This is a genomic window from Caulobacter sp. GW821-FHT10E02 (assembly GCF_059415225.1).
Map to the genome: position 1 here is coordinate 179,793 of NZ_JBWKMV010000001.1, position 13,244 is coordinate 193,036.

Consider the following 13,244-nt stretch of genomic DNA (forward strand, 5'->3'; position numbering starts at 1 on the left):
GCCCCATGGCGTCCGAACAATCCCAGGCGGCCGGTCCGCCGCCGATGACCGGCATCCTGCTGGCCGTCACCTCCATCGCCCTGGCGCTGGGCACCTTCATGCAGGTGCTGGACAGCACCATCGCCAACGTCTCGATCCCCACGATCGCCGGCAACCTCGGCGTCAGCTCCAGCCAGGGCACGTGGGTGATCACCGCCTTCGCCGTGGCCAACGGCGTCTCGGTGCCGCTGACCGGCTGGCTGATGGGCCGCTACGGCGTCGTGAAGACCTTCGTGGCCTCGGTGATCCTGTTCACCGTCGCCTCGCTGCTGTGCGGAATCTCCTGGAGCCTGGAGTCTCTGATCCTGTTCCGGATCCTGCAGGGCGCGGTCTCCGGGCCGATGATCCCCGGCTCGCAAGCCCTGCTGATCATGATTTTCCCGCCCAACAAGCGCGGGACGGCCCTGGCCATCTGGTCGATGACCACCCTGGTGGCCCCGATCTGCGGGCCGATCCTGGGCGGCTACATCTCCGACAACTTCTCGTGGCCGTGGATCTTCCTGATCAACGTGCCGGTCGGCATCCTGTGCGCCGTCATCTGCTGGCGCAACATGGCCAGCCGCGAGACGCCGACCCGCAAGCTGCCGATCGACCGCACCGGCTTCATGCTGCTGCTGGTCTGGGTCGGTGCGCTGCAAGTCATGCTCGACACCGGCAAGGAAGCCGACTGGTTCTCCTCGCCCGCCATCGTCGTCGAGATGTGGATCGCCATCATCGGCTTCATCGCCTGGGTGATCTGGGAGCTGAACGAGAAGCACCCGATCGTCGACCTGTCGCTGTTCAAGTCCAGCAACTTCGCCATCGGCACCGTCGCCTTCTGCCTGGGCTACGCGGTGTTCTTCGGCAACAACCTGCTGCTGCCGCTGTGGCTGCAGACCCGGATGGGCTACATCGCCACCTGGGCCGGCCTGGTGGCCGCGCCGAGCGGCGTGGTGGCTGTCATGCTGACGCCGTTCATGGCCAGGCTGATGACCAAGGTCGACGCCCGCTGGACGGCGACCCTGTCGCTGGGCGCCTTCGGCCTGTCGTTCTGGATGCGCTCGGGCTACACGCCCGACGCCAACTTCTGGGCGCTGGTCATGCCGATGCTGGTGCAGGGCGTGGCGATGAGCACCTTCTTCCTGTCGATGGTGACCATCTCGCTGAACGGCATCCCGCCGCAGTTGACGCCGCAGGCCTCGGGTCTGTCGAACTTCTCGCGGATCACCGCGGGCAGCTTCGCCGCCTCGCTGGCCACGACGATCTGGGACCGCGGCGAGTCCGTGCACCAGACCCGCCTGGCCGAGACCATGAGCTCGGGCAGCCCGGCCTGGATCGATGCGGTGAACAAACTGCAGGCCACCGGCATGAGCCACCTGCAGGCGGTCGGGGCGGTCACCAACCAGGTGATCAACCAGGCCTACCTGCTGGCGGCCCTGGACTTCTTCCGCGTCTCGGCCTGGCTGTGCGTGATCCTGATCCCGCTGATCTGGCTGACCAAGAAGGCCCAGGCCAACGGCGCGGCCCACGCGGCGGCGGACTAAAAAGTAGGGGCGCTAGCTGGTCCGCTAGCGCCCCTTTTTGTTTCAGGCCTGAACCTAAGTCGTCAGTTCAGGTCGAGGCGGTCGGCGTTCATGACCTTGGTCCACGCCGCCACGAAGTCCTTCACGAACTTCTCCTTCGCGTCCGAGGCGGCATAGACCTCGGCGAAAGCCCGCAGCTCGGCGTGCGAGCCGAAGATCAGGTCGACGCGGCTGGCGGTCCAGCGGGCCTCGCTGCTCTTGCGGTCGTGGCCGGCGAAGGCGTTGACCGCCGTCGGCGCCCAGGTCGTGCCCATGTCCAGCAGGTTGACGAAGAAGTCGTTGGTCAGCGCGCCCACGCGGTTGGTGAACACCCCGTCCTTGCCGCCATTGTAGTTGGCGCCCAGCACGCGCAGGCCGCCGACCAGCACGGTCAGCTCTGGCGCGGTCAGGCCCAGCAGGTGGGCCCGATCGACCAGGGCCTCTTCCGGGGCCATGAACTGGGTGCCGGCGGCACGGTAGTTGCGGAAGCCGTCCGAGATCGGCTCCAGCGGCTCGAACGACTCCGCGTCGGTCTGCTCGGCCGAGGCGTCCGCGCGGCCCGGCGAGAACGGGACCTCGATCGGCGTGCCGGCGTCGCTGGCGGCCTTCTCGACGGCGGCGTTGCCCGCCAGCACGATCAGATCGGCCAGGGAGACCTTCTTGCCGAAGCCCTGCTGGATGCCTTCCAGGGTGGAGAGCACCTTGGCCAGGACGGGCGGGTTGTTGACCTCCCAGTCCTTCTGCGGGGCCAGGCGCACGCGAGCGCCGTTGGCGCCGCCGCGCTTGTCCGACTTGCGGTAGGTCGAGGCCGAGGCCCAGGCCGCGCCGACCAGCTCCGAGACCGACAGGCCCGAGGCCAGGATCTTGTCCTTCAGCGCCTTGGCGTCATTGGCGTCGATCAGCGGGTGGTCGACGGCCGGGATCGGGTCCTGCCAGATCAGCGTCTCCTTCGGCACGAGCGGGCCGAGGTAGCGGCTGATCGGACCCATGTCGCGGTGGGTCAGCTTGAACCAGGCGCGGGCGAAGGCGTCGGCGAACTGGTCCGGGTTCTCGTAGAACCGGCGCGAAACCTTCTCGTATTCGGGGTCGAAGCGCAGGGCCAGGTCCGAGGTCAGCATCCGCGGACGCTGGGTCTTGGAGCCGTCGAAGGCGTTCGGGATGTCGGCCGGCGCGTCCTTGGCTTCCCACTGATGGGCGCCGCCGGGGCTCTTGGTCAGCTCCCACTCGAACTTGAAGAGGTTGTCGAAGAAGTGGTTGCTCCACTTGGTCGGCGTCTGGGTCCAGGTGACTTCCAAGCCGGAGGTGATGGCGTCGGCGCCCAGGCCCGTGCCGTGCTTGCTGCGCCAGCCCAGGCCGGCGTCCTCGATCTGGCCGCCTTCCGGCTCGGGACCGACGAACGAGGGATCGCCCGCGCCGTGGGTCTTGCCGAAGGTGTGGCCGCCGGCGATCAGGGCGACGGTCTCTTCGTCGTTCATGGCCATGCGGGCGAAGGTGGCGCGGATGTCGCGGGCCGAGGCGAGGGGATCGGGCGTGCCGTTCGGGCCTTCCGGATTGACGTAGATCAGGCCCATCTGCACCGCGCCCAGGGCTGGGTGCAGCTGACGTTCGCCGCTGTAGCGCTCATCGCCCAGCCAGGAGCCTTCCGGACCCCAGTACAGCTCTTCCGGCTCCCACTGGTCGGCGCGACCGCCGGCGAAGCCGAACGTCTTGAAGCCCATCGACTCCAGGGCGACGTTACCGACCAGCACGTAGAGGTCGGCCCACGAGATCTTGCGACCGTATTTCTGCTTGATCGGCCACAGCAGGCGACGCGCCTTGTCGAGGTTGGCGTTGTCCGGCCAGCTGTTCAGCGGGGCGAAGCGCTGTTGCCCGCCGCCCGCGCCGCCGCGACCGTCCGAGGTGCGATAGGTGCCGGCGCTGTGCCAGGCCAGGCGGATGAACAAGCCGCCATAGTGACCGAAGTCGGCCGGCCACCAGTCCTGCGAGTCCGTCATCAGGGCATGCAGGTCCTGGATGACGGCATTGAGGTCGAGGCTCTTGAATTCCTCGGCGTAGTCGAACGCCTCGCCCATCGGATTGGAGCGCGGCGAATGTTGGTTGAGACTTTCGAGGCGGAGATTTTCCGGCCACCAGTCGCGGTTGCCTCTGCCTCCGCGCCCTTTGCCCATCGGGCATTGACCTTGCACGCTGTCGTCGACCTTAGCGTCCATTGTGGTTTCCTCCGCGCTGCTCGCGCCTGGCTGTCGTTTTCCCCGACCGCACGCTAAGGAGCCTACGTCATGAGCCATCGGTAAAATTGATTGTTCCTATCGTCGCGATAGGCGAAATCTTTGCCGTGACGTGTGCTGACGAAATAGAGACGGGATCGACCGCTTTTCCTTGAGGACGATTTCAGGGCGCGCGTCGTAAGGGAAAGGGCTGTCTTCATGGACGGCCCGCACAGCGGCCGAAGAGCCGCGAAGGGGAGGTCGGTATGTTTCGGCGCGTCGTCCGCGCTCGTCGCTTAAGCTGCGTGGGGGCTCTTCTCGGGCTGACCCTGCTGGCTCCCGCGACGGCGATGGCTGGTAGCGCTCCCTCCAGCTTCAACCAGGACGCCTCCAGCCTCAGCCTCGCCTTGCAGCGGTTCGGCCAGGTCACGGGTGAGCAGCTGCTCTTCGCGCCGGAGCTGACCGCCGACCAGCGCGCCCCGGCCCTGCGCGGCCGCATGACCCCCGACCGGGCGCTGAGCGTGCTGCTGGCGGACACGGACCTGGCGTTCCGCAAGACCCCCTCGGGCGTCATCGTCATCTATCGCGTCAAGCTGGCTGCCCGCCCCGAGCGGATCGCGCCCGCCGCTGTCGTCCGCCATGTGCAGGAGATCGAGCCCGTCATCGGGCTGGAGGCGGTGGTCGTCACCTCGGGCAAGCGGGTCGAGACCCTGGGCCTGTCCGACGCCTCGGTGCAGGCGCTGTCCAGCCAGATGATGGACCGGGCCGGCGTGCGCGACTTCGACGACCTGGTCCGGCTGGCTCCGACCCTGACCATCTCCAAGACCACCCAGCCCGGCAACAACAGCATCAATGTCCGGGGCGTGGGCACCTATTCCTATTCGATCGGCACCGAGCCCAGCGTGGTGGTGGTGATCGACGACGTGCCCCAGGCCTTCCAGGCCATGGCCTTCACCGCCCTGGCCGACGTGCGGCAGGTCGAGATCCTGCGCGGGCCGCAGAGCACCCTGTTCGGCAAGTCCGCCTCGGCCGGCGTGATCTACATCACCACCAACCCGGCCAGCGACGTCTTCGCCGCCCGGGCCGAGACCGTGCTGACCGACGACCACGAGCGGCGGCTGCAGGCCAGCGTCACGGGGCCGGTGAACGAGGATCTGAACTTCCGGGTCTCGGCCGCCTACAGCCGCTATCGCGGCAATGTCTTCAACCTGGCGACCCGCCAGTGGCTGAACGCCCAGTCGGACGTCAACCTGCGGGGCAAGCTGGTCTGGACGCCGGGCGACAACTGGACGGTCGCGGTCAGCCCCTACTACACCCGCTCGCTGTCTTCCTGCTGCGTCGGGGCCGACACCTACATCTCGCCGCAGGCCACGCTGAGCCGGGTGGAGCTGTCGCGCGAGGCGGTGCTGCGCGGCATCGTGCCCGGGCCCGACAACCATTTCGCCCGCTACGACATCAACGCCCGCGGCAACGCCAGCGACAAGGGCGTCAATCTGCGGGTGGCCGGGGCCGTCGGCTCCTGGCGGCTGACCGCGATCTCGTCGGTAGACCGCTACTATCTCTACGACCGGCAGGACACCGACGCGACCGACCTCGACTACAGCCTGTTCGCGCCCCAGGCCCCGCGCGGCGGTTCGTCCAACGGCGGGTTCTTCCGCATCCGCTCGGCCAGCCAGGAGGTGCGCCTGAACAGCCCCACCGGCGGGCGCTGGGACTATGTCGCCGGCGTCTATGTCGGGCGCGTGCGCTCGCAGCGCTACTTCGTGCGCGGCTCCAACAGTCTGGGCGACTACAACGGCCTGCCGTCGCTGCCGACCACCAACAGCACGGCCTATTCGCGCTACATGGCGCGGACCTTCAGCCGGACGATCGCGGCGTTCGGGCAAGGGGCCTATGCGGTGAACAGCCGGGTCTCGATCCTGTCGGGCCTGCGCCTCAGTCACGAGAAGATCGGCTACCGGTTCGACGACCTCGGCAACGGCGTCACCTATGGGATGCCGGCCTGCTCGCGCGCCAGCCCGACCCTGCCGATCGACACCTGCCACAGCGACACCGCCCTCAGCGGCCGGATCGGCTTGCAGGACAAGGTGACCCCGAACGTCACGGTCTATGCCAGCTATTCGACCGGCTACAAGGGGCGGGCCTACGACCTGACCAGCAGTCTGACGACGCGCACGCTCCTGACCTCCGGGCCCTATGCCGGCCGGCCCATCGCCGACGCCATCGCCGCCCAGCAGCCGGTCGATTCCGAGACGGTCGGCAGCTATGAGGCCGGCCTGCGGGCCGTGTCGCCGGACCGCAATCTCAGCCTGAACCTGACCGCCTATCAGGAGCGGTTCTCGGGCTTCCAAGCCCAGAGCCGCGACGACGCCACCGGCCTCAATGTCCTCAACAGCATCGGCAGCATGCGCGCCGAGGGCGTCGAGAGCGAGTTCAGCGCTAGGCTCAGCGATCGCCTGACCCTGGGCGGCGCGGCCACCTACAGCCGCGCGGTCATGACCGACTTCGACAGCGCCTCCTGCTACTTCGGCCAGACCGCCGCGCAGGGCTGCGTGGGCGGCAAGCAGGACCTCAGCGGCAAGACCCTGTTCAACGCCCCGCGCTGGTCGCTGACCCTCAACAGCCTCTATCGCAAGCCGCTGGCCGGCGACCGGTTGCTGGAGCTGAACGCCGGCTACCGCTGGCGCTCGCGCGTGGTCTACAGCCTGCTGCAGGACCCGGCCTCGGTCGAGCCGGCCTACGGCGTGCTGGACGTCTCGGCGAGCCTCAGCGGCGAGGGCTGGCGGATGACCGGCTTCGTCAGCAACCTGCTGGACACGCGGTACGCGGTGACGCGCGGCCGGGACGTGCAGTGGAACCTCGTCGGCGCCGACGGCCAGCCGGCCATGGCCACGCACTGGAAGCCCGCGCGCGACAGCGGCCGCCATGTTGGCCTGCGTCTCGCCGTGGACTACTGAGAATGAGCACGCGCGCCTTGAGGATTTGCGAAGGTGGCGCGTCGGAACCCCATGAGCGCGGCGAAGACCGGCGCTTCAGGGAGGACTTGTCGTAGGAATGGCCGCGCAGCCCAAACTCGATCCGCGCGAAGAGGCCTTCCTTCGGCGCCTGTCGGAGGCCTATCGCGGGCCGCTGACCGCCTATTTCGAGCGGCGCGTGCGCTCGCGCGACGAGGCCGAGGACCTGGTGCAGGAGGTGTTCCTGCGCCTGGTGCGACGCCCGGACGGCGCGGACATCGACAATCCCGAGGCGTTCGTCTTCCGCACGGCGGTCAACCTGCTGCGCGACCGGTCGCGACGTCAGAAGACGTTCCGCAGCCACCTCGACGAGACCGAACTTCGCCAGGACCGTTTTGAGGGTATTTCGCCCGAGCGCGTCTTAGGAGACAGGCAGGCCTTGCAGGCGGCGATGCTGCGATTGTCCGAACTGGACGAGCGCACGCGGGACGCCTTCATCCTGCACCGGCTGGAAGGCTGGAAACATGCCGAGATCGCCAAGGCGTTCGGCGTTTCCGTCAGTTCGGTCGAGAAGTACATCATCAAGGCCCTGGCGCACCTGATGCGCGGGGCCGATCCGTTCCAGAGTTAGCCCGTGTCCAACCCGCTGCGACAGACCCTGATCGACGAGACCGCCGCGGCCTGGGCCGCGCGCCGGCTGGGCGGGGCTGCGTCCGACGAGGCCGGCTTCGCGCGTTGGCTGGCGGAGGATCCGGTCCACGAGGAAGCCTATGCCCGCGCCGAGGGCGTCTGGCGGCTGATGGGCGAAGGGGCGGGGACCGACGGCTTGCTCGCCCTGCGCCGCGAGGCCCTGCAACGCGCCCGCGCCAAGCGCTCCGGCTTGGACCGCCGGGCGATCGCCGCCGGGATCGTCGCCGCCATCGCCGCGCCGGTCGGCGGGCTCTGGTGGATGCGCCATCGTGCTCAGCAGGGGGCTCTGTTCCAGACCGCGTTGGGCGAGCAGCGCACTCTGACCCTGTCCGACGGCAGCCGGGTGACGATGGACGCCCTGACGGTCATGCGGGTCCGCTACACCGCCTCGGTGCGGTCGATCGACCTGGTCGCCGGCCGCGCCTATTTCGAGGTCGCCCACGACACCAACCGGCCGCTGCGGGTGCATGCCGGCCCGCGCACGGTGACGGCCGTCGGCACGGCCTTCTCGGTCCGCCGCGAGCCGCGCGAGACCACCGTTGTCCTCGCCGAGGGCAAGGTCGCCGTCAGCGATCACGAGAGCCCGGTGACCCTGGCCGTGATGTCTCCCGGCCAATCCATGCTGATGGTCGACGGCATGGGCGCGGGCCGTCCGTCGAGCGCCGACCTCGGCCGCGCCATGGCCTGGCGCAACGGGCAGATGATCTTCGACAACGTCGCCCTGGCCGACGCGGCGGCGGAGATGAACCGCTATTCGACCCTGCAGGTCGTGGTCGCCGACCCCAGCCTGCGCAAGCTGCGGATCAGCGGCACCTTCAACGCCGGTCAGAGCCGCGCCTTCGTCGAGGCGATCCAGTCCTACTTCCCCGTGCGAGCCAAGAGCACCGCCACGACGGTCGAGCTGCACGCGGCTCCGTAAAAACTTTCGATTTCTTTTGAGGAGGTCGCCGGCCAGCGCGTCGGAACGGTCAAGAGCAAGGTCGGAATGACCACTCGGGGAGGACCGTGGACTTGTACCTGACACCGGTTACCAGCGTTTCGATCGCAGCTCTGATCCTGCTGGGCTCGGGCCTTGCGGCCCAGGCGGCTGAGGCTCCCAAGGCCATTCCGGCGTACGACGTCACGGTCCGCGACCGCATCCAGCCCCAGACCGAGCAGCTGCTGATCAAGCTGGTCAAGGACGGCCGCAAGCTGGAGCTGGACGGCACGCCGGTGTTCAATGGCAGCGACAAGTTCCTGCCCGGCAAGATCGCCATCGGCCTCGTCGATTTTCTGGTCACCCTGCCCGACAACGATCCGCGCCTGCCGACCTACCTCGCCGACTTCCGCAAGATCGCCAAGCTGACGGCCGACGACGCCAACGACAGCTGGGGCGCCTACTACTACCTGTCGGCGCTGAACAAGCTGCGCGAGGCGGGCCGTCTGAAGGACGCCGTCGACCCGCTGACCCTGGCCAAGCTGCGCGTGCGGCTGGACTGGCGGATGTTCGTCGACGTCGACACCTACGCGCTGATCGACCACCCCAACAACTACTACTGCGTGGCCTTCGCCATCGCCCGCCTGCGCACCCGCATGGGCTGGGACGACGGCGCGCCGGCCGAGAAGCTCTACGCCAAGATCGCCGAGCACTACGAGCTCTACTCGGGCCAGTACGGCTTCGCCGACGAGACCGACGGGGAAGGGCGCTTCGACCGCTATTCCGTCCTCCTGGCCGGCGAGATCGCCCAGCGCTTCATCGAGACCGGGGGCAAGCCGCCGCAGCAAGTGCTGACCTGGCTGCGCAAGTCCGCCGACGTGATGCTGATGCGCCTGGACGCCGAGGGCCAGGGCTTCGAATACGGCCGCAGCATCGGTCCGTACGGCGAGACGGCGATCATCGAGACCCTGACCGCCGCGGCGGTGCTGGACCTGCTGACCCCGCAGGAGAAGGACCTCGCCTACGCCTATTCCGCCCGCGCGGCCCAGCGCTACGCCGAGTTCTGGCAGGACCCCAAGACCGGCTCGGTGAACCTGTGGGACGGCGGCCGCCGCACCGACGACTATCGCGGCAAGTTCCGCATCCTGGGCGAGAACCTCTCGCTGGCTCACCAGTACGCCTACACCAGCGCCCACTGGGCCCGCATGGGTTACGGCGGCAAGGCCCCGGCGGGCGACTGGGCCAAGGGTCTGGCGACCCTGCCGCGCCGGCAGGTGACCTGGTTCCAGCGCGGCGACTACGACCGCTTCCTGGTCTCGGTGCGTGACGGCAGCCGGCTGATCAGCCTGCCGGTGATCAACGGCGGCGAAAGCCAGCACATGCACAATCCGTATTTCCCGATCCCGTTCTCGCCGGGGATGCTGGCGGGTTCGCCGGACGGCGTCGCGCCGTTCCTCACCCCCCGGCTGACTCTGGACGACGGCTCGGCCCTGATGCCGCTGGCCTATTTCAAGGACGCCAAGGTCGAGGCCAAGGGCGCGAAGACCACGGTCTCCTGGCGCCAGGACGAGCTGGACAAGATGGGCCAGAACGCCCCGGTCGCCGACAAGCGCGTCTCGGTGAAGACGACCTACGTCCTCGAGCCCGGCCACATCACCCGCACCGACGTCTTCACCTCGGCCGCCGGCGTGAAGGTCAAGGATGTCGAGCTGCAGTTCGGGTCGTTCTCGGGCGGGGCCAAGCAAGCCGGGACCACCACCACCTTCACAGATGGAGCGGCCCGCCGCTTCGCCGTCGAAGGCCTGAAATCCTGCGAGTCCGGCCCGGTGGGCCAGGACAAGGAATACCGATCCGCGACGGGCGCCATGACGACCAAGGTCGTCTGTCATGGCGCGCCGGCGGACGGGGCGACGCCTTTCAAGATCACCTGGCGTCTGGACTACCGCTGAGGGGAAGGACCTCGGCACGACAAACAAAAAAGGAAGGGGAAACCTATGAAATCAACGTTCTACCGTAGCCTGCTGCTCAGCGCGGCGATCATCCTGCCGGCCCAGGCCCTGGCTCAGACCGCGCCGGCCCCGCAGGCCGACAACGCGGCCGTCGACGAGATCGTCGTTACCTCGTCGCGCGCCACCCAGCGCAGCTCGATCGAGACCAAGCGCACCGCCAGCGTCATCGTCGACGGCATCGTCAATGACGAGATCGGCGCCCTGCCGGACAACTCGGTGGGCGACACGCTGGAGCGCATCACCGGCGTCACCGCCGACCGCTTCAAGGGCAACGCCAACGAGCTTAGCGTGCGCGGCCTCGGCCCGGCCCTCAGCTTCTCGACCTTCAACGGCCGCGAGGTCTCGACCGCCGGTCCCGACCGCTCGGTGGCCTTCCAGCAGTTCCCGTCGGAGCTGGTCAACGGCGTGTTGGTCTACAAGTCGCAACAGGCCGATTTCCTGGACGGCGGCATCGCCGGCGTGATCGAGCTGAAGTCCATCCGTCCGATCGACTACGGCAAGCGTCGCATCCAGATGGAAGTGCGCGGCGCCTACCTGCCCAAGGACGACGACATCCGCGGCCACAACGGTCTCGGCTATCGCGGCAACATTTCCTACACCGACAGCTTCGACACCAAGTTCGGCGAGATGGGCGTCAGCCTGGGCTACCAGCGCCTGGATCAAGCCACGCCCGAGGACTACTACATCACCAACTCGGCCTTCGTGCCGTGCACCACCTATGCCGCGGTCCCCGGGACCTCGACGGCCAACTGCTCGAACGCCACGACCGCCCCGACGGGCTCGACGCTCGGCCCGCGCTACTTCGCCACCAGCTCGCGCACCTTCCAGTCCAAGGTCACGGACGAGAAGCGCGAAGCGCTAATGGGCACCTTCCAGTGGAAGCCGACCCCCAACCTCGACATCAGCATCGACGGCCAATACTCGACGCGGAAGAGCGGTGAGTACCGCAACCAGCTGGCCATCACCGAAGGCCTGCGCGGCATCCAGCCGCTGCTGGTCGGCGGCGTGTCCAGCGACTACAGCGACGGCGCGCTGATGAAGTACAGCGGCAACTCGAACCTGGAGATCCAGGTCGAGGACCGTCAGCGCAACGAGAAGTACATCGGCGGCGGCGGCGCGGTGACCTGGACGCCCACGGATCGCCTGACGATCAGCGGCGACCTGTCGTACTCGCAATCGCACCGCACCGAGCTGCAGAAGGCCACCAACATGCGCTCCAAGGCGCGGGTGGCCTATACGCTGGACGCCACGACCGACGAGGTCCCGTCCGTCACCTTCACCGGCTTCGACGTCACCGATCCGAGCAACTTCCTGTTCGGCACGCCGACCAGCAACAGCAACTACGCGCGCTATCGCCTGGTCACCGACCGCTTCGACAAGATCGGCGCGGTGCGGGCCGACGTGACCTACGACCTGGGCGACGGCTTCTTCCAGAGCATCAAGGTCGGCGGCCGCCTGTCGGACCACCGCCGCACCCAGGACGCCAACAACAACAGCGACCTGGCCATCCCGGTCACCTATGACGGCCGCACCCCGACCCAGCTGGTCGCCGACGCCAACGCCAACTGCCGCGTGCCGTTCTCGACGTCCAACTTCATGGACGGCAAGACCAACGTCCAGAAGTGGGCGCTGTTCGACAACGACTGCCTGTTCCGCACCTATACCGGCAAGGACAGCTTCGCCCTGCCGTCCAACGCGCCGGGGCCGGAAGACTCCAACATCCGTGAGCGGATCAGCACCGCCTATGTGATGACCAACTTCCGCACCCAGCTGGGCGACACGCCCGTGTCGGGCAACGCTGGCGTCCGCTACGTCCGCACCCGCGTGCTGTCGAAGGGCTTCCGTGGCGAGCTGACCGTGACGCCGTCGGTCGGCGGCGCGGCCGCGACCGTGGTCCGCACGCCGGGCACGCCGCTGCAGGAGATCGAGGGCACGGGCGGCTACGAGTACTTCCTGCCCAGCGCCAACGTCGCCTTCGACCTGACCGACGTCGTGAAGCTGCGCCTGGCCGGCTACAAGGCCCTGTCGCGCTCGGGCATCGAGGACTTCAACGTCGGCATCAACCCGATCGCCGACACCACCGCCACCACGGTGCAGGGCGTGCTGGCCAACAGCACCACGGGCAACCCGAACCTCAAGCCGATCCGCGGCTGGAATCTGGACGCCTCGCTGGAGTTCTACGTCAATCGCGACACGTCCTTCGCGGTCGCCACCTACTACAAGTGGCTGAAGGGCGCGGCGTTCGACGCCCAGGAGCCGCGCGAGACCAGCATCATGGCCAACGGTCAGCTGGTGACGTTCAACGCCATCGCGCCCGCCAACGACCCGGCGACCCGCGAGCTGTACGGCATCGAGTTCTCGGGCAACCACGCCTTCACCTACCTGCCGGGCATCCTCAGCGGGTTCGGCGTGCAGGGCAGCTTCTCGATCACCGAGGCCAATTTTGAGATCCCGGACCCGTCGACCGTCAGCCCCTATCTGGGCTCGGCCAACCTGAACGGCCTATCGAAATACACGGGCAACGGCTCGGTCTACTGGGAGAACGACAAGCTCTCGCTGCGCGCCTCGTACCGTTACCGTTCGGACTATTTCAAGCCCAACAGCAGCACCAACCGCAGCGCCAAGGGCTCGGGCTATCTGAACCTGTCGGCGTCGTATGACCTGACCAAGCAGGTGCAGCTGAAGCTCCAGGCCCTCAACGTCACCAACACCCGGGACGTCATGTACAAGGCCGGCGAGGACTCGATCACCGAGGTCTCGGACAACGGGCCGCAAATCTACGCCGGCGTCCGCCTGCGCTTCTGATCCTACTCGGTCCGGCGGGTCCTTCATTCATCCCCGCCGGATCGACACCTGTCCCGCCGCCCATCGCGGTCTGTCGGTTTCCA

At 67.9% G+C, this 13,244-nt stretch carries 7 protein-coding genes; 6 read left to right on the forward strand and 1 reads right to left on the reverse strand.

All coding sequences use genetic code 11. From position 1 onward, the window contains the following. The first annotated feature begins 5 nt into the window (after positions 1-5). On the forward strand, positions 6-1,562 hold the full coding sequence (locus AC07NI_RS00875; RefSeq protein ID WP_494614915.1) for a DHA2 family efflux MFS transporter permease subunit: 1,557 nt from the start codon (positions 6-8) through the stop codon (positions 1,560-1,562). A gap of 62 nt (positions 1,563-1,624) precedes the next feature. Here the strand turns inward: AC07NI_RS00875 and katG are convergent, their stop codons facing one another. Next, complete coding sequence (gene katG, locus AC07NI_RS00880) at positions 1,625-3,790, reverse strand: catalase/peroxidase HPI (protein ID WP_494614916.1); 2,166 nt, start codon at positions 3,788-3,790, stop codon at positions 1,625-1,627. 347 nt (positions 3,791-4,137) lie between these two features. Between katG and AC07NI_RS00885 the strand changes: the two genes are divergently transcribed. The 5 genes from AC07NI_RS00885 (at position 4,138) to AC07NI_RS00905 (ending at position 13,161) form a co-directional block, all read left to right on the forward strand. Beyond that, positions 4,138-6,744 (forward strand): TonB-dependent receptor, encoded by a 2,607-nt coding sequence (locus tag AC07NI_RS00885; protein ID WP_494614917.1) that lies wholly within the window; start codon positions 4,138-4,140, stop codon positions 6,742-6,744. Positions 6,745-6,841: 97 nt separating this feature from the next. Beyond that, positions 6,842-7,372, forward strand: coding sequence for an RNA polymerase sigma factor (locus tag AC07NI_RS00890; protein WP_494614918.1), 531 nt, complete (start codon positions 6,842-6,844; stop codon positions 7,370-7,372). Positions 7,373-7,375: 3 nt separating this feature from the next. After that, entirely contained in the window at positions 7,376-8,350 is a 975-nt protein-coding gene (locus AC07NI_RS00895; protein ID WP_494614919.1) for a FecR family protein, read from the forward strand. Positions 8,351-8,436: 86 nt separating this feature from the next. Then, a complete protein-coding gene (locus AC07NI_RS00900; RefSeq protein ID WP_494614920.1) occupies positions 8,437-10,296 on the forward strand; it encodes a hypothetical protein in 1,860 nt (619 codons plus the stop codon). Positions 10,297-10,341: 45 nt separating this feature from the next. After that, the gene (locus AC07NI_RS00905) at positions 10,342-13,161 is read left to right on the forward strand and encodes a TonB-dependent receptor (protein ID WP_494614921.1); all 2,820 of its coding nucleotides are present in this window, start codon (positions 10,342-10,344) and stop codon (positions 13,159-13,161) included. Positions 13,162-13,244 lie beyond the last annotated feature (83 nt).

Coding starts and splice junctions, on each gene's coding strand:
- AC07NI_RS00875 (WP_494614915.1), top strand. CDS start 6: ATGGCGTCCGAACAATCCCAGGCGGCCGGTCCGCCGCCGATGACCGGC.
- katG (WP_494614916.1), bottom strand. CDS start 3,790: ATGGACGCTAAGGTCGACGACAGCGTGCAAGGTCAATGCCCGATGGGC.
- AC07NI_RS00885 (WP_494614917.1), top strand. CDS start 4,138: ATGGCTGGTAGCGCTCCCTCCAGCTTCAACCAGGACGCCTCCAGCCTC.
- AC07NI_RS00890 (WP_494614918.1), top strand. CDS start 6,842: ATGGCCGCGCAGCCCAAACTCGATCCGCGCGAAGAGGCCTTCCTTCGG.
- AC07NI_RS00905 (WP_494614921.1), top strand. CDS start 10,342: ATGAAATCAACGTTCTACCGTAGCCTGCTGCTCAGCGCGGCGATCATC.